This is a genomic window from Bradyrhizobium sp. McL0615 (genome assembly GCF_049993905.1).
Taxonomy (GTDB): Bacteria; Pseudomonadota; Alphaproteobacteria; order Rhizobiales; family Xanthobacteraceae; genus Bradyrhizobium.
Map to the genome: position 1 here is coordinate 4,694,834 of NZ_CP188254.1, position 15,939 is coordinate 4,710,772.

Sequence of the window (15,939 nt, forward strand, 5' to 3'; positions counted from 1 at the left end):
CTATCCCCCGAGTTCACCACCGATGACATCGCCGAACAATTCCCAACGTTCGCCCTTGAATTTCCTGAGCTGAAATTGCTTGATCGGAGCGAAGTCATCTGCGCTGGTGTTGATCGTGACGCCGGGCAAGAGCCCTTCGAGCTGCAGACCCTGGATGCTCGCAGCCTGCTTCATGATATTCGCGCGGGTGAGATCGTCGCCGCAGTTTTTCAGGACGTGTACCATCGCTTGAGCAACGTTGTAGCCACCCACTAGAAGGCCGTCCTCACGATTCCCCTCCGGGAAATATTTCGTAAGGAATGCGTCAAAGTTCCTAATACCTGCGTCGTCCTGCCACTGCGGGTCCGTGGCATCTTTCTGATAAATTGCGGATATTATGTTTTGCCCGTTTTCAAAACCTGCCGGCCTCATGACGGCCGCGGTAGATGAGCCAATGCTGTTGAGAATGAACAGCGGTTTCCAACCAAGCTCGGCTACTTTCTTGATGGACTGCGCCGCAAATTTCGGTGTCGTGATGCTGATGAAAGTATCTGCCCCCTTCGACTTGAGCGCCACGACGTGCGAGTCGATGGTAGGGCTGCTGGTTTCATAGCTTTCTTCACCGACAATCATCGCCGTCGCCCTGGCGCCCAGACCGTCGCGGATGCCCTTGACGTAGTCTTTTCCATAGTCATCATTCTGATAAAGGATACCGATTTTTCCGGTCGGCTTTTCCTTCAAAATGTACTTGGCGTAAATGCGGCCTTCGCTCTGATAATTGGGCACCCAGCCCATCGTCCAGGGAAACTGCTTAGGGTCGTTCCACTTTGCTGCGCCGGTTTGAACGAACATCTGAGGCACCTTCTTCTCGTTCATGTACTTTTGAATTGCAGAGTTGGACGCCGTACCGAGCGTGCCGAAAATCAACAGAACCTCGTCGCTTTCAACGAGTTTGCGGGCCTGTTCTACGGTTTTCGGCGGGCTGTAGGCGTCGTCATACGAGATATACTTTATCTTGCGGCCGTTGATGCCGCCCTCTGCGTTGATCTTCCTGAAGTACGCGGCTTCTGTCTTGCCGATAACGCCATAAGCGGAGGCTGGTCCGCTATAAGGCATGATGTTGCCGATTTTGATCTCGGTATCTGTCGCGCCAGTATCGTATTTCTTCTGGGCGAGGGCGCCGGTGCTGGCTGCGACGAACACGATCATGGTTGCCGACAGCGCCTGTAGTCGATCGCGAAAACCTGGCATGATAGACCTCCGTCAGTCAGCTGCCTCAGTGTTTCTCAAGCCGACATACTGAATTTGGACGATCGCCTGCACGGAGTAGCCCGCTGCGGGTTTGTTCACCACGGCCATCGGCTGAGCCTGGCACTTGGGTGAGATATATTCCCGCCCGTGCGCGCAAGGGTGGTCTAGCGTTTCTCCGGCAGGAAACCCGCAGAGTGTCGTCTGCACTGCCTTCCTTGTAGCCCATCGAGAGGCTACTGTCGGGCAGGGCCGCTGTCTTGATCGAGGCCTGAAATTGCCTTGAGGTAATCCTGAATTTTTGCGGCCCGTGGCTGCGAAACAACCGCGTCGTGGTGCCCCAATGCTTTATCGCTTCGAGGGCTGCACCCTGGATCTCACACGGGGATGTCTTGAGGCTGCCGGCCACGAGGTCGAACTGCGGCCCAAATGCTTCGACGTCCTGCGGCACCTCTTGGAGAACGGCAACAGATTGATATCAAAGGAGGAACTCGTTGCAGCGGCGTGGCCGCAGGTCGCGGTGACCGACGAGTCGTTGGCGCGCTGCATTAGTGACGTGCGTGCGGCGATCGCCGATCACGAGCACAAGATCATCAAGACGGTGCCGCGTCGCGGCTATCTCTTTACCGCAGACGTCACCCGCCATGAGCACGCCGAGCCTCGGGAGCAGCAGGGCGGCCCGGCGGCCGTGACCGAGCACGTCCTGACCGAACGGCCGTCGATCGCCGTTCTCGCCTTCACCAGCATGAGCGGCGATCTGGATCAGGAGTACTTCAGCGACGGCATCACCGAGGACATCATCACAGAGCTGTCACGGTTCTCCGAGCTGCTCGTTATCGCCCGCAATTCCAGCTTCCGGTACAAGGGCCAGTCCGTCGACGTGCGGCAGGTCGGACGCGAGCTTGGCGCGCGCTACGTGCTGGAGGGCAGCGTTCGCCGCGCCGGCGACTGCATCCGCATCACTGTCCAGCTTATCGACGCCACGACCGGCGTCCATCGCTGGGCCGAGCGCTACGACCGCAAACTCGAGGACACCTTTGCCGTCCAGGATGAGGTCGCCAGAACAATCGTGCGGGTGCTTGCGGTGCACGTGAACAAGGCCGAGACCGAGCGCGCCCTCGCGAAGCCGCCCGCGGCGTGGCTGGCCTATGACCATTACTTGCGGGCCGCCCATACTTTTATTCGCTTCCATTCCTCTTTCGACAAGGACGATCTCCTCCAGGTGCGGCGCAGCCTGGACCGGGCGCTGGCCATCGACCCCAACTACGCCCGGGCCCATGCCCTCCTTTCCAAGAGTTGTATCGAGCTGTGGGTTCACAGATGGGACGATGGTTGTCCGTGGCCAGCGGCCATCGACGCCGCCTATCAGTCAGCGCGCGAAGCAGTGCGGCTGGCTCCCGATCGGTCTGGCGCCCACGTCGCACTCGGCTGGGCATTGAGTTTCATGCGGCAGCACGAAGCAGCCGTTGCCGAGTTCGAGCGCGCGACTGAGCTCAATCCAAATCTCACCGACCATCACTTTGCATTCGTACCGTTGGTTGCCGGAGATCCGGCCAGAGCAGTCCAGACGCTTGAGGCGCAGATGCGGCTTGATCCGTTCTATCTGCCACGCGTTCCCAGTTTGCTGGGGTTTGCCTACTACCTGCTCGGGCGCTATGCGGACGCCCTGGCGCAATTGCAGACAGCCGTGCCGCGCGCACCTAACCATGGTCACTGCCGTCGTTACCTGGCCGCCACTTATGCCCAATTGGGTCAACTGGACAAAGCCAGGGAGGAGGTCGCCGAAGCGCTGCGTATCGACCCTTGGTTCACAATCAACCAGGCGTTCTTCGCGAAGATCTGCAAGCGCCCCGAGGATGGCAAGCACTTCAACGATGGCATGCGCAAGGCTGGGTTTCCGGAGTGATTGCGCGCTTGCCGCATAACCCGGGCATGCGCTGCAATATCCGTAGCGCTACGCTCCGCCCTGGATCACGCCGAACCAGCCAAGCCCCTTATAGGTCTCGTAGCCGGGCGTGGTGTGGAACGCGATCAGTGCGCCGGAGCGGTCCTGCGAGAAGCCGGAGCGTCGTCCCTCCAGTGGAAGCGAGACGCGTTCGGTGAGCAGGCCCTGGCCGTCGGACGCCGCGATCACCCGGAAATTCGAATCGACCAGCAGCACGCGCGCCTTGTCGGCGGCGCCGACGCGTACGCCCTGGACGATGGCGCGGGCCTGCGGCTCCCAGTCGAAATGGATCGCCAGCACGCCGATCGGTTTAGCGTTTGCCTTGCCGCCGGCGCGAACGCTGGCGCAATAGGTCACGACCTGGGCGTTGCCGAGCAGCGGCTGGCATTCGACGTCGCCGACGGCGTAATCGTCACCGGAGCGCAGGTCGCGCGCCGCCTTAAACCACTTGGTGTGCGCCACGTTCTGGCCCACGACGTTGAAGCGATCGGCGCGGCCGTTGGCGCGCACATTGCCGTCGAGATCGCACAGCCAGAGATCGAGATAGACGGTATAGGCGCCAAGGATCACGGCCAACCGTTCCGAGACATGGGCCACGGCGGCAGCCTCCGGCGCAGCCGCGCAATCGACCACCGCGGAATCGGTCGCCCACCAGCGCACGTCGCAGGTCCGCTCATAGAGGTTGCGATCCATCAATTCGATGGCGTTCAGCGACAGATCGACCATGCGCTCGCCGCGCGAGCGGTCGGCCATCTGCGCGATCGAGGTCATCAGGTTGCCGGTGCGGTTGGTAAGCTGGCTTTCGAGCTCGCGGGCGATGGTCTCGACCTGCTGGCCGACATTGCGGACTTCCTGCGCCACCACGGCAAAGCCGGCGCCTTGCGCGCCGGCGCGCGAGCTCTCGATCAGCGCGTTCAGCGCCAGCATCTTCATCTGGTTGGTGATCTTCTGGATCGACTTGGTCTTCTCGCAGGCGACCTGATTGACCTCGGCGGTCAATCTGGCGATCAGCGTGGAGACATCGGATTCATCCTCGGCGCTCGCCGCCGCATTGGCGGATTGTTTTGCGATCGTTGCAGTCTTGGAGCGAAGCGCGACGGACATTGGCGGAAATTCCTCAGTCTTTGTGCGGATGTCGATCTTCTGCGGATCGGCGGGACTCAACGACAGCGTGTTTGACTCCTTTGTCGGAGATCATGGCTAACGATTGGTTTATGTTTCAGGGCGTTGCGGGTAGTTTTCCGGAACAAGTTGCATCTTCTTTGTGCAAGTTGCTTTTGGCGGCAGAAGCCAAGCCGGGGGCCGGACGAGCGTCACCGCGCACGATTCGTTCGCCGGGACGGCACGCCATCGCCCCGGTTTGTCCCCGGTTTGCGTTTGCCGAAGGGCCGCTTTGCCCCTATTCCTCGAAGGCATCATGACGCTTCCCGCATCCGCAATCCCCGTTGAACTACCGCCGGCGTTTCTCGGCGTGTCGCGTTCAGCGACCGGCAAATTGTGGCGCGACCGGCTCGACGCCAGGGGGGCGGCGCGGGCGCTGGCGATCACGCAACGCTACCAGTTGCCGGAGATGCTGGCGCGGGTGCTGGCGGGCCGTGATGTCGGGATCGACGAGGTCGAAGACTTTCTCGATCCAACTATTCGCAAGCTGATGCCCGATCCCCATACCGTGACGGCGATGGAGACGGCGGCGAGGCGGATTGCGGATGCGGCTGTACGCTCCGAGAAGGTTGCGATCTTTGGCGATTACGACGTCGATGGCGCGACCTCGGCGGCGCTGCTGACCTGGCATTTACGCCATTGCGGGCTCGATCCGCTGATTCACATCCCCGACCGCATCTTCGAGGGCTATGGCCCCAACGTCGAGGCGGTGCGCGGCCTTGCGGCCAAGGGCGCGACGCTGCTGGTCACCGTGGATTGCGGCACCACCAGCCTCGAGCCGCTGGCGGAAGCCCGGAAACTCGGCATGTCGGTCGTCGTCATCGACCATCACCAGACCGGCGATGAATTACCCGAGGTCGATGCGCTGGTGAACCCGAACCGGCCGGACGATCTCTCCGGCCTCGGCCATCTCGCCGCCGTCGGCCTGGTGCTGATCACGCTGGTGGCAGTGAACCGGGAATTGCGCGGCCGCGGCTTCTGGAATGCCGAACGGCCGGAGCCGGATCTGCTCGGCATGCTGCACCATGTGGCGCTTGGCACCGTGGCCGACGTCGCGCCCTTGACCGGGCTCAACCGGGCCTTCGTCGCCAAGGGGCTGATCGCGATGCGCCGCCGCGACCATGTGGGCCATACCGCGCTGATGGATGTGGCGCGGCTGACCGGTCCTCCCGAAGCCTGGCACCTCGGCTTCATGCTGGGGCCGCGCATCAATGCGGGCGGCCGGATCGGGCGCGCTGATTTAGGCGTGCGGCTGTTGCTGGAGGGCGACGTTTCGGAGGCCGCGCGGATCGCTGCCGAGCTCGACCGGCTCAACAGCGAGCGCCGCATCATCGAGCAGGCGGCGGAGGCGCAGGCCGAGGCCGAGGCGCTGGCCTCGCTCGGGCTTGAGGACAAGGGCGCTGTGATCGTGACCGCCGCCGAGGGTTGGCACCCCGGCATCGTCGGCCTGGTCGCCGCGCGGCTGAAGGAGAAGTTTGCACGTCCCGCCTTTGCCATTGCGCTGGAGCCGGGCGGCATCGGCACCGGGTCGGGCCGCTCGATCTCGGGCGTCGATCTCGGCAAGGCCGTACGGCAGGCGGTGAAGGAGCGGCTCCTGATGAAGGGCGGCGGCCATGCGATGGCCGCGGGCGTGACGCTGCGGAAAGAGAAGCTCGCGGAATTTCGCGCCTTCATGGAAAGCGCGCTGGCCGAGGACGTCGCCAATTCCCGCCACGAGCACGAGCTGTTCATCGATGGCGCGGTCAGCGCGCGCAGCGTGACCGTGGAATTCGCGACGATGCTGAACCGCGCCGGGCCGTTCGGGGCCGCCAATCCGGAGCCGGTGATCGCGCTGCCGGCGCATCAGCTCGTCTATGCCGACGAAGTGGGGCAAGCGCATTTGCGCCTGCGCTTCAAGTCCGGCGACGGCGCCATCGTCAACGGCATTGCGTTCCGCTCGGTCGGCCAGAAACTCGGCCATGCGCTGACGCAAAACCGCGGCCAGCCCTTGCATGTCGCGGGATCGCTCGCGGTCGATCGCTTCCAGGGTTCTGAACGCGTGCAGTTGCGCGTGCTCGACGTTGCGGTGCCCGATCCGGGACCGGCCTTGATCAGGTAGTTCAACAACCAAGAACAATGGGAGTGGAAATGACAGGGCAGGTTCAGGGCAAGGTCGCGCTGGTGACGGGTGGTGCGTCCGGTATTGGCGAAGCGGTTTGCGAGTTGCTGGCGCGCGAGGGCGCCTCGGTCGCGGTAACCGATGTCGACGATTTGAAAGGCCCCGAGGTGGTGGCGCGGATCAAGAAGGCGGGCGGGGAGGCGAGCTTTTGGCACCACGACGTCACCAGCGAGGAGCGCTGGATCGAGGTCGTGGCTGACGTCATGAAGCGCTATGGCCGGCTCGACGTGCTGGTCTCGAATGCCGGCATCGGCATTTCCGTGCCGACAATCACCGAGATGTCGCTTTCGGACTGGCGGCGGCAGACCGCGATCAATCTCGACGGCGTATTCCTGTCCGTAAAGCATTGCCTGCCACCCATGCGCAAGACCGGCGGCGGCTCCGTCATCATGATGTCGTCGCTGGCGGGCCTGCGCGGTGCGGCTGGTCTGTCCGGCTATTGCGCGACCAAGGGCGGCGTGCGGCTGTTTGCGAAAGCGATCGCGATGGAATGCGCCACCTTCGGCGACGGCATCCGCGTCAACTCGGTGCATCCCGGAATCATCGATACGCCGATCTGGGGCAAGATTCCGACGGAAGCGGCGGGCGCCGGGCAGAACGCGCCGATCGATCCGGAGGAGCGGGCAAAGATGGCAACGCCGCTGGGGCGCGCCGGCCGTGCTGAAGAAATCGCGCAGGGCGTCCTGTATCTCGCATCTGACGCATCACGTTACGTGACGGGGACGGAGCTTGTCATCGATGGCGGGATGTATGCGGGTGGCGTCGCGCGGAGATAGCTTCTCGTCATTGCGAGCGAAGCGAAGCAATCCATCTTCTTTTCGCGGAGTATGGATTGCTTCGCTTCGCTCGAATGACGGCTGGGCTTAGCCGCCCTGCCTCAACCGTGCCAGCACCTTGAGCCCGCCATAGCCGTCGGCCGGCAACAGCCCCATCTTGCTCTGATAGTCCTTCACGGCCTTCATCGTGTCATTGCCGACGCGGCCGTCAGTGCCGCCAGTGTCGAAGCCAGCCTTTGTCAGGCGCGTCTGGACCTCCTGGACTTCGGCGAGCGTCAGCGCGCGTTCCGAGCCGGGGAAGGGGTTGATGAAGGGCGGCGCGCCCAGAATGCGATCGCCGAGATGGCAGATCGCCAGCGCGTAGTTCATCGACGGGTTGTAGCTTTTCACCGAATAGAAATTCGGACCCAGCAAAAACGAAGGTCCGCCGGCGACCGGCACCCACATCTGCGCCGATGCGTTCGGCTGCGGGAACGGTTTTCCGTCGGCGCGCGTGACGCCGGCGCTGGCCCATGCCGCATAGGTCCGGCTGCCGCTCGAAGCGCCTCCCGAGCTGCTCACCTCATAGCCCCAATGCTCGCCGCGGTGATACTTGCCGCGGTTGAGCAGATAGCGCGCGCTGGAGCCGAGCGCGTCGTCGGGCTTGCCGAACGGCGAGACGCGGCCGTCCTTGTCGTAGTCCATGCCGACATTGAGCCAGACTTCCGGCATCCATTGCGTATGGCCCATCGCGCCGGCCCAGGAGCCGCGCATTTCCTCCGGCGTGCTCCAGCCGCGGTCGACGATCTTCAGCGCGTTGATCAGCTCGGTTTCCCAATAGGCGCGGCGGCGTGGCTCGTTCCAGGCAAGGGCTGCGAGCGAGGGAAAGACCGGGCGCATGTGGTTCTGCTGCACCAGCGGATCGCCATAGGCGGATTCAACACCCCACAGCGCCAGCAGCGTGCCGCGCTCGACGCCAAAATCCTGCTCGATGCGGGCGAACAGCGCCTCATGCTTCTTCAGGGCCTCGCGGCCGTTGATGATGCGCCAGTCCGAGACGCGGCGGTTGATGTATTGCCAGATCTGCTCGTTGAATTCCGGCTGCTTCTGCATCTGCCGGAACACGCTCATGTCGGGCTCGATGCGGCCCATCACCCGCGTCCAGGTCGCGTCCGAAATGCCCTTTGCAAGGGCGCGCGCGCGAAAACTGTCGCGCCATTGGTCGAAGCCGGGTGGCGCAGCAAATGCTGCAAGCGGTGTGGCGAGCAGGGCGCCGGCGCCGAGGCCGGCCTTCAGCACGGCGCGGCGGGTCGGGGCTTGGGAATCAGGCTGTTTCATACCGGCATTCTAGCGGCGCGGCGGCCCCGCGCCAAAAGCCATGACGCCGCGGGAACCTCGATTTCGCCAGCTATTGCCACGATTTTGCTTGCGGCGTCCGGCCATGGACGGGGTGTGTGGGGTTCCTATAATGATCCAGAGCGCTACCAATAAGAAGGCTTGAGGAAAAATGTCACACGCCCGGCGCTCGGCCAGGTCGCGGGCAAGGCCGGCATGGACAAGCAACTGCTCGAACTGATCAAGCTGCGCGCCTCGCAGATCAATGGCTGCGCTTTCTGCGTGCAGTATCACATCCTGAAGGGCGAGAAGCTCGGCGTGCCCACCGACAAGCTCAATCTGGTGGTGGTCTGGCGCGAGGCGCCGCAGTTCTCGCAGCGCGAGCGGGCCGCGCTGGCCTGGACGGAAGCGCTGACCTTGCTCGCCGACGGCGTCAGCGACGAGGTCTATGCGCAGGCGAGCAGCAAATTCTCCGAGAAGGAGCTCGCCTATCTCACCTCGGCGGTCGCCTCGATCAATGTCTGGAACCGGTTTGGCGCCGCCTTCCGCTGGACGCCGCCGGCACGGAAGACAGTCGTTGGTGCGGCAGCTTCGTAAGAACCCGCTCTCAAAATCCGCAGTTGCTATGCAACGGTCGGGAGGAGCCGCCCCACTTCTTCCTGCAGATCGGCGATCGCCCTACGATCCCCGGAGAGGTGTCGCAGCAGGCATCGCTGGAATAGTCCATCAAACAGCGCATAAAGGGCCCCCCGGGAGACGGCAGGCTGTCGATCACCGAGTGAGGCAAACCGCGACGCGATGCGCCACACCATGTCTTCCAGGCTCTTGTCGATCTCGGCTACGTCGTCGCGAAAGGCCTCTTCGAACAGACATTGAGAGCGAAGGTCGTACCAGAGACGATGCATTCGAGCTTCATCGCGAACCGTCTCACCGAGCTTTTCCAGAAAACCCTTCAGCAATTCGTCGCGGCTTTGTGCGGCCGATGTGATCTGGTCGTACCGCGTGACGCACTTCGCCTTATAGTGACGAACGCAACAGCAGATCAGGTCGACCTTGTCGCTGAAGTAATAGTGCAGCACCCCGTGCGTAAACTCGGATTTTTGCGCGATCTCGCGCAGGCTGGTTCTTGCATAGCCGAGTTCGGCCAACGTTTCCAACGCGGCCTCGGCTAGTTCGATTCGTCGTGCACTGAATTTATCGACACGCGATCGCTCGATTCGATCGGAAGGTTTGCTTAGCCGGGTCGGCGTTTCAATTTTCCGCCTCACTGCAGTTTGCTTGCGCACGTCCAAACTCCGAATTGCCGCGTCACTTCGGCGGCAATAACGCCCTGAAGTGCCTTCCGAAATCATCCTCGCTCCTTCCTGTTAAACATTCCTTGACAAGTGTCAAGATGTTGACAATCGTCAAGATAATCTTGGACAACTGTCAAGGTTTTCGAGACTCGCAGCCGGAAGAAGCTGTGCATCGGGAGAAACGTGCTGGCGACGCGCCTCGGCAGGCCGCCGCGCGTCACAACGGAAATCACAAGGGGAGGAGCTACGATGAGTGAGAAAAGTCTGGCTGGCCGCAAGGCTCTGGTGACCGGCGGCGCGCGAGGCATCGGCGCTGCGATCGCGGAGGCGCTGACGAATGCCGGCGCGTCGGTGATGATCGGCGACATTCTCGCCGATCCAGGCAAGGAAACCGCGGGCCGCCTTGCCAAAACGGGCGCAAAAACCGGCTTTGTGGAGCTGAACGTCACCGACGATGCGCAATGGGAAAAGGCTGTCGCCGCCACCATCGCCACGCTCGGTGGCTACGACATCCTGATCAACAACGCCGGCATTGAGATCACCTCGCTCGTCGTCGATCTGAAGGCTGAGGATCTGCGCCGGATGTGCGACGTCAACATCGTCGGCACCGGTCTCGGCATGAAGCACGCGTTTCGCGCGATGCGACCCGGCGGAAGCCCAGGCACCGGCGGCGCCATCGTCAATATCGCCTCGGTCGCGGCCACCATCGCATTCCCGGCCATTGCCGGGTATTCCGGCACCAAATCGGCCGTGGACCGTATGACGCGGATCGCTGCGGTCGAAGCCGGCAAGCTCGGCTACGGCGTGCGGGTCAACTGCCTCTATCCCGGCCTTGTTCCTACCGACATGGGCATGCAACTGGCCAACGACATCGTTGCCGCAGGTCTAGCACCGGACGTCGGCGCCGCCGTCGCCTCGGTCGTCGAGCAGACACCGCTTGGCCGGTTGGGCGAGGTCGGTGACATGGCTGATGCCGCCGTTTTCCTTTGCTCCCATCAAGCCCGCTTCATCACCGGTGCCGGCCTGCCGGTCGACGGCGGCATGGGCACGTAAATTACCAAACGCCAAGAACAAGAATTCGGACAGAAATTCGGGAGGATATGAACATGAGCGAGAAGAAGCCTGTCGTCGTCTATGGCGTCTCGGGGTACACGGGGCGTCTGGTTTGCGAATATCTGCGGGAATACAACATTCCCTTCATTGCCGCCGGCCGCGACGCGGCCAAAGTGAAGGCAGTCGTCGAGAAAATTCCCGGCATCGAAACCGCGGACTATGAAGTCGCCGAGGTAGAGCACACGGTCGAAGCGCTGACCAAGCTGTTTAGGGGCGCGAAGGTCGTCAGCAATATGGTCGGCCCATTCATCAAATACGGCCCGGAGGTCGTAGAAGCCTGTCTTGCTGCCGGCTGTCATTATTCCGATACGACCGGCGAGCAGGACTGGGTGCTGCTGGCGCAGGAACGCTGGGGAGAAAAATTCGCGGCTAAGGGATTGCTGCTCGCGCCCAACATCGCGCAGATGTACACGACGGGCGAAATCGCAGCGAACATATGCCTCGAAACGCCCGGCCTCGATACGCTCGACATCCTGGTGCTGTGGAAGGGATTCCCGACCTACGCCTCGACGCAGACGATTTTCACCATCCTCAAGGCGAACTGGTATTATCTCGTCCAGAACAAATTTGTTGAATGGGACGTCACCGCCAATTTCGAGGTCAACGTTCCCGGTCAGCATGAGGGCGCCATCGCCGTGCCGTGGGGCGGCACTGCGCATCCGGTCTGGTTCAAGAACGATCCGCGTGTGTCCAACTGCAGGGTGCTCGGCGGCGTCATGCAGCGCGACGTCATGTTGGGCGTGGTTCAAACCCAGGAGATGGTGAAAGAGAAGATCAAGCCGCTTCCGCCCGACCAGCAGGAGAAGGCGCTGGCCGACATCGCGGCAACGCTGCAAGCCACCATGCCGCCGCGCGAAAATCCGCGCATCAATACCTCGATCGATTCCGTCTATGCATCGGGACCGCTCGGTCGCGCCCATTGCGTGATCCACGGCAACTGCAATTACAAGCAGACCGGAATGCTGCAGGCCTATGTCGCCTTCTCGTTGCTGCAGACGGCTCCCAGGAAGGTTGGCTTTGCCTCCGCCTGTCAGGCGTTCGGGCATCGGGAACTGCTGGGCCAGTTGCGAAGCTTCGGACTGGTGATGAATCCAATTCTGACGGTCCACAATTGATGCAACCGGATGGCGCGCACGACCGCGCCATCCGCCCTCTTTCCGGGAGGTAGTCCATGCGGCTTGTCGACTATCTGGATAAAGGCGTCTCGCTTGGCGCCGATGCGCCATGCCTGACCATGGACGGAAAAGACCTGAGCTATGGCGAGGTGCAGCGCCTCAGCTATCGGATCGCACGCGGACTCTCCAATTCCGGCGTCGCCCCCGGGGAGAAAGTCGCGATCCTGTCCGGCAACGATCCGGCCGCCTTTGCTTGCGTATTCGGCATTTCGCGCGCCGGAGCCGTCTGGTGTCCGATCAATCCACGCAACGAGGCGGCGGAGAACCAGTTCATCATCGATGCGTTCGATTGCAGCGTGTTGCTGTTTCACAGCGGCTTCGCGCCGATGGTCGAAAAATTAAGGCCTGATCTGCCGAAGCTGCGAAAGCTCGTATGTCTCGACACCGAGATGTCTTTCGCGCCGTCGTTCGAGTGCTGGCTTGCCAATGTCGAAGGCCATCCCTTTCAGCGCGATCCCGTTGATGATCTCGCGCTCATACCCGGCACCGGCGGAACGACCGGCAAACCCAAAGGCGTGATGCTCTCGGGACGCAACATCGAAACGATGACGGCGTTGACCCTGATGGGCTATCCGTTCAAGGGGCGCCCGACCTATCTTGCGCTCGCGCCGCTGACGCACGCTGCCGGTGTGTTGTGTTTTCCGATCATGACGCTCGGAGGGCGAGTGGTGATCATGCATCACCCGGACATCGGCGAATTCCTCGATCTGATCGCTCGCTACCGGGTCACGCACACATTCCTGCCGCCGACCGTCATCTACATGCTGCTGGATCATCCGAAGCTCGAAAGCGCCGATCTCAGCTCGCTGCAATGCTTCTGGTACGGCGCGGCCCCGATTTCGGTGGCGCGCCTGACCGAGGCGCTGGAAAAGATCGGCCCTATGGCGCAGCTCTTTGGGCAGACCGAAGCACCGATGATGATCTCGATGATGCCGCCCGCGGACCATTACAACCCCGACGGTTCGATCGCGACTGGACGTCTGTCGTCGGCGGGCCGTGTCGGGCCGCTGGTTCAGGTCGGGATCATGGATGGCGACGGAAATCTGATGCCTGCCGGAGAACGCGGCGAGATCGTCGTTCGCGGATCGCTGGTGATGGATGGGTACTACAAAAACGCCGAAGCAACGGCGGAGGCGTCCCTGCACGGCTGGCATCATTCCGGTAATATAGGATACCTGGACGCGGACAATTTTCTTTACATCGTCGATCGCGCCAAAGACATGATCATTACCGGCGGCTTCAACGTCTATTCCGTCGAAGTCGAGAACGCCCTTCAGGCCCACGAAAGCATTCAGGATTGTGCTGTTATCGGTTTGCCTGACGAGAAGTGGGGTGAACGCGTTGTCGCCGTGGTGCAGCCGAGAGCAGGACGCACCGTCGATGTCGCCACGGTATCGGCTTTCGTGAAGCAGCGGGTCGGAAGCGTCAAAACGCCCAAGCAAATTGAGGTCTGGAATGACCTGCCGCGCTCCAAAGTTGGCAAGGTGCTGAAATCCGAGATCCGCGCCAGATTGCTAACAAGCGAAGAGACATGACGATGGCCGGGCATGGTACCTCTTAGCAGGGAGCCGCACCGCCAAGAGGAGAACACTGCGCCAGTTCCGACTTGCCGAACGAGATCCCGCCCTTCTCGAAGCGCCGGCCAACCGACAACACTGAGAGCGCTCAGTTCCGCACTTCCAATCCATGATGAGCAAGTTCGGGCGGGCTCCAGCAAATGAGAGGATGCGCTTCGCTTCGCAGATGCGCAAAGACCGGAGGCCGCTATCGAATCGGACTTTCGGTTAGTTCGGCTTCGCGCCCGTTGCTTGCAGCAAGCGCTGCCATTTGGTGATTTCCTCGGCGACAAACTTGTCAGTTGATTCCGGTGTCGAGTTTTGCGAGACGATCATGCCAAGCTCTGAGAGCCGCGTGGCCAGTCCCGGCTCGGCTAGCGCCGCGTTGATCGCCGAATTCATGATAGAAATACTTGTCGATGGTGCGCCAGCCGGGGCCAGAATTGCGTTCCAGGTGTAGGCTTCGTAGCCGGGCAGGGTTTCGGCGACCGTCGGCACGTCTGGAAGTGCGGCGAGGCGTTGCGAGGTCGTTACGGCAAGGGCGCGCGCCGATCCACTTTTCGCGTGCTGTATGGCAGTGGCCGCGCTGTCGATGACAAGGTCGAGCGTACCGCCGATCAAGTCGGTCACCGCGGGTCCGCTTCCACGGTAAGGGACGTGCTGAAGATCGATCTTCGCGACGCTCTTCAACAGCTCCGCGGCCAGGTGCTGCGCCGAGCCGATGCCGGCTGATCCATAACTGAGGCCGCCGGGTCGGGCGCGCGCCAGCTCAACCAGTTCACGCAAGTTCGTGGCCTGAACGCTGTTGTTGACAAGAACGACCTGCGGAACAATTCCGACCAGCGCCACCCCGCGAAAATCCTTCAAGGGATCGAACGGAAGGTTGGCAAACAGGGCCGAGTTGACGGCATGGGCAACGGTGGCGACGAGGAACGTGTGGCCGTCCTTCGCCGTCGCCACTCTGGTCGTACCGACGACGGTGCCGGCTCCGGTGACGTTTTCGACGACCATGCGTTGTGGAAACTTGCCGGATAGTGCTTCGGCCAGCAGCCGGGCTGCGACGTCGGTCGGTCCGCCGGCAGAGAAGGGGACGACGAGGTGCAGCGTGGTTGCTGGCCATGATTGCGCTTGCGCGGCAGCGGATGCCAGGCCGGACGGCACGAAAAGGGCCGTCATCAGAAAAGAGCGGCGGTTCATTTGACTTGTCCTTCCAGCAGTTCGACATGGCCCGAGAGCCAGCACTGATCGCCGCGGAACGTGACGGTAATCTTCGAAGGCCGGCCCATCGCTTCGCCCTGGTGTACGGTCACCCTGGTGCTGGTTGTCACGCCCAATTGGCGCAGGCCGGATGCAAGGGCCGTCGCCGCGATGCCCGTCGCCGCATCTTCAGGGTATCCGGACGATCGGGGAAATTGCCTTGCGGCAAGCGTAGCCGCCGCGCGGTCAACGATCGCAAAAGGATAGAGTCCGGTTGAGCCGATAGCGTCGCAGACCTCAGCGATCCCTGAAAAGTCGGGGGCGATTGAATCCAGAACCGCGCGCGAGCGCACGGGCACGAGCGTTTTGGTCCGGCTCGTCGCCGCATTCATGACCGGCAAGCCTTCAAGGTCGGATTTGTACAGCCCGAGCACGTCGAGAATGGCGGCTGGCTCATCGACAAGCGTGCAGCGTCCGGCCGGCTGACTGATGGCGGGTCCTTCTTCCGTTATGCGCGCGGTAACAATCCCCGAAAGGGTGGCAATCGTCAGTTCCGGCTCAGGGAGAAGCCCTAGGTGTTTTAGCAGCCAGACCGTGCCCAGCGTCGCGTGACCGCACATTTCCATCTCATGGTTCGGCACGAAAAATCGCAAGGAAACATCGCAGCCGTCGCGCCCAGGCAGCACAAAAGCGCTCTCGTGTTTGTATTGTGCGGCCAGTTCGCGCATGGCCGTCACCGTCATTTCAGATGCATCAAGCACGATGGGCGCCGGATTGCCTCCGCCCGGGCCATCACGGAACACGTTTACGACGAAGACATTTCGATTTCGGCCGGCGTGCATCATCGTCCGACTTTGACAGAGGCACCAATCGGTCGCGCGTCCCGCCGGGCCTCCGAATGCGACCCATCGGGCCACGCCGGAAAGTGCCGCACAGGCTGCAGCGCCCGTAGCTGGACACGGCGAGGCGTGATAAAATCGGAGTGTGCTTCGATCGTATGACCAGATCCGCTTCGATGTGCC

General features: G+C 62.2%; 13 protein-coding genes. 7 read left to right on the forward strand and 6 right to left on the reverse strand.

Features of this window, described 5'->3' with window-relative positions; all coding sequences use genetic code 11:
- Window positions 1–1,188 carry an ABC transporter substrate-binding protein gene (locus ACPPVP_RS22160; protein WP_426537991.1) on the reverse strand — a complete coding sequence of 396 codons (1,188 nt, stop codon included), beginning with the start codon at window positions 1,186–1,188 and terminating at the stop codon, window positions 1–3.
- A gap of 382 nt (window positions 1,189–1,570) precedes the next feature.
- Here ACPPVP_RS22160 and ACPPVP_RS22165 point away from each other — a divergent pair, with 382 nt between their 5' ends.
- Entirely contained in the window at window positions 1,571–3,133 is a 1,563-nt protein-coding gene (locus ACPPVP_RS22165) for a winged helix-turn-helix domain-containing tetratricopeptide repeat protein (protein WP_426524406.1), read from the forward strand.
- 48 nt (window positions 3,134–3,181) lie between these two features.
- On the opposite strand, the gene ACPPVP_RS22170 is transcribed toward ACPPVP_RS22165, so the two are convergent.
- Window positions 3,182–4,276, reverse strand: coding sequence for a methyl-accepting chemotaxis protein (locus ACPPVP_RS22170; protein ID WP_426524408.1), 1,095 nt, complete (start codon window positions 4,274–4,276; stop codon window positions 3,182–3,184).
- A 313-nt stretch (window positions 4,277–4,589) separates the two neighbouring features.
- On the opposite strand from ACPPVP_RS22170, the gene recJ reads away from it, so the two are divergent.
- The gene (recJ, locus tag ACPPVP_RS22175) at window positions 4,590–6,431 is read left to right on the forward strand and encodes a single-stranded-DNA-specific exonuclease RecJ (protein ID WP_426524410.1); all 1,842 of its coding nucleotides are present in this window, start codon (window positions 4,590–4,592) and stop codon (window positions 6,429–6,431) included.
- Between the two features lie 29 nt (window positions 6,432–6,460).
- Window positions 6,461–7,267 carry an SDR family NAD(P)-dependent oxidoreductase gene (locus ACPPVP_RS22180; RefSeq protein WP_426524412.1) on the forward strand — a complete coding sequence of 269 codons (807 nt, stop codon included), beginning with the start codon at window positions 6,461–6,463 and terminating at the stop codon, window positions 7,265–7,267.
- An 87-nt stretch (window positions 7,268–7,354) separates the two neighbouring features.
- Here the strand turns inward: ACPPVP_RS22180 and ACPPVP_RS22185 are convergent, their stop codons facing one another.
- A complete protein-coding gene (locus tag ACPPVP_RS22185) occupies window positions 7,355–8,584 on the reverse strand; it encodes a lytic murein transglycosylase (protein WP_426524413.1) in 1,230 nt (409 codons plus the stop codon).
- A gap of 213 nt (window positions 8,585–8,797) precedes the next feature.
- Here ACPPVP_RS22185 and ACPPVP_RS22190 point away from each other — a divergent pair, with 213 nt between their 5' ends.
- Window positions 8,798–9,178 carry a carboxymuconolactone decarboxylase family protein gene (locus tag ACPPVP_RS22190; protein WP_426537993.1) on the forward strand — a complete coding sequence of 127 codons (381 nt, stop codon included), beginning with the start codon at window positions 8,798–8,800 and terminating at the stop codon, window positions 9,176–9,178.
- Window positions 9,179–9,204: 26 nt separating this feature from the next.
- Here the strand turns inward: ACPPVP_RS22190 and ACPPVP_RS22195 are convergent, their stop codons facing one another.
- Window positions 9,205–9,867, reverse strand: a complete 663-nt coding sequence (locus ACPPVP_RS22195) for a TetR/AcrR family transcriptional regulator (RefSeq protein WP_426524415.1) — start codon at window positions 9,865–9,867, stop codon at window positions 9,205–9,207.
- A gap of 258 nt (window positions 9,868–10,125) precedes the next feature.
- On the opposite strand from ACPPVP_RS22195, the gene ACPPVP_RS22200 reads away from it, so the two are divergent.
- Genes ACPPVP_RS22200 through ACPPVP_RS22210 form a run of 3 tightly spaced genes read left to right on the forward strand, consistent with a single transcriptional unit; the run spans window position 10,126 to window position 13,699 of the window.
- A complete protein-coding gene (locus ACPPVP_RS22200; protein ID WP_426524417.1) occupies window positions 10,126–10,929 on the forward strand; it encodes an SDR family NAD(P)-dependent oxidoreductase in 804 nt (267 codons plus the stop codon).
- Between the two features lie 53 nt (window positions 10,930–10,982).
- Complete coding sequence (locus ACPPVP_RS22205; protein ID WP_426524419.1) at window positions 10,983–12,104, forward strand: DUF5938 domain-containing protein; 1,122 nt, start codon at window positions 10,983–10,985, stop codon at window positions 12,102–12,104.
- 56 nt (window positions 12,105–12,160) lie between these two features.
- Window positions 12,161–13,699: an AMP-binding protein gene (locus ACPPVP_RS22210; protein ID WP_426524421.1), complete on the forward strand. Its 1,539-nt coding sequence runs from the start codon at window positions 12,161–12,163 to the stop codon at window positions 13,697–13,699.
- A 249-nt stretch (window positions 13,700–13,948) separates the two neighbouring features.
- Here ACPPVP_RS22210 and ACPPVP_RS22215 read toward each other — a convergent pair whose 3' ends face one another.
- Both ACPPVP_RS22215 and ACPPVP_RS22220 read right to left on the reverse strand, forming a co-directional pair.
- Window positions 13,949–14,917 carry a tripartite tricarboxylate transporter substrate binding protein gene (locus tag ACPPVP_RS22215; RefSeq protein ID WP_426524423.1) on the reverse strand — a complete coding sequence of 323 codons (969 nt, stop codon included), beginning with the start codon at window positions 14,915–14,917 and terminating at the stop codon, window positions 13,949–13,951.
- Window positions 14,914–15,762: a PhzF family phenazine biosynthesis protein gene (locus ACPPVP_RS22220; protein ID WP_426524425.1), complete on the reverse strand. Its 849-nt coding sequence runs from the start codon at window positions 15,760–15,762 to the stop codon at window positions 14,914–14,916. Before ACPPVP_RS22220 ends, ACPPVP_RS22215 begins: the two co-directional genes overlap by 4 nt.
- Window positions 15,763–15,939 lie beyond the last annotated feature (177 nt).

What these genes read in the sequence shown, in the direction of transcription:
- ACPPVP_RS22165 (WP_426524406.1), top strand. Translation starts at nt 1,571, where the DNA reads ATGCTTTATCGCTTCGAGGGCTGCACCCTGGATCTCACACGGGGATGT.
- recJ (WP_426524410.1), top strand. Translation starts at nt 4,590, where the DNA reads ATGACGCTTCCCGCATCCGCAATCCCCGTTGAACTACCGCCGGCGTTT.
- ACPPVP_RS22170 (WP_426524408.1), bottom strand. Translation starts at nt 4,276, where the DNA reads ATGTCCGTCGCGCTTCGCTCCAAGACTGCAACGATCGCAAAACAATCC.
- ACPPVP_RS22160 (WP_426537991.1), bottom strand. Translation starts at nt 1,188, where the DNA reads ATGATCGTGTTCGTCGCAGCCAGCACCGGCGCCCTCGCCCAGAAGAAA.
- ACPPVP_RS22205 (WP_426524419.1), top strand. Translation starts at nt 10,983, where the DNA reads ATGAGCGAGAAGAAGCCTGTCGTCGTCTATGGCGTCTCGGGGTACACG.
- ACPPVP_RS22190 (WP_426537993.1), top strand. Translation starts at nt 8,798, where the DNA reads ATGGACAAGCAACTGCTCGAACTGATCAAGCTGCGCGCCTCGCAGATC.
- ACPPVP_RS22210 (WP_426524421.1), top strand. Translation starts at nt 12,161, where the DNA reads ATGCGGCTTGTCGACTATCTGGATAAAGGCGTCTCGCTTGGCGCCGAT.
- ACPPVP_RS22180 (WP_426524412.1), top strand. Translation starts at nt 6,461, where the DNA reads ATGACAGGGCAGGTTCAGGGCAAGGTCGCGCTGGTGACGGGTGGTGCG.
- ACPPVP_RS22215 (WP_426524423.1), bottom strand. Translation starts at nt 14,917, where the DNA reads ATGAACCGCCGCTCTTTTCTGATGACGGCCCTTTTCGTGCCGTCCGGC.
- ACPPVP_RS22185 (WP_426524413.1), bottom strand. Translation starts at nt 8,584, where the DNA reads ATGAAACAGCCTGATTCCCAAGCCCCGACCCGCCGCGCCGTGCTGAAG.
- ACPPVP_RS22200 (WP_426524417.1), top strand. Translation starts at nt 10,126, where the DNA reads ATGAGTGAGAAAAGTCTGGCTGGCCGCAAGGCTCTGGTGACCGGCGGC.
- ACPPVP_RS22220 (WP_426524425.1), bottom strand. Translation starts at nt 15,762, where the DNA reads ATGATGCACGCCGGCCGAAATCGAAATGTCTTCGTCGTAAACGTGTTC.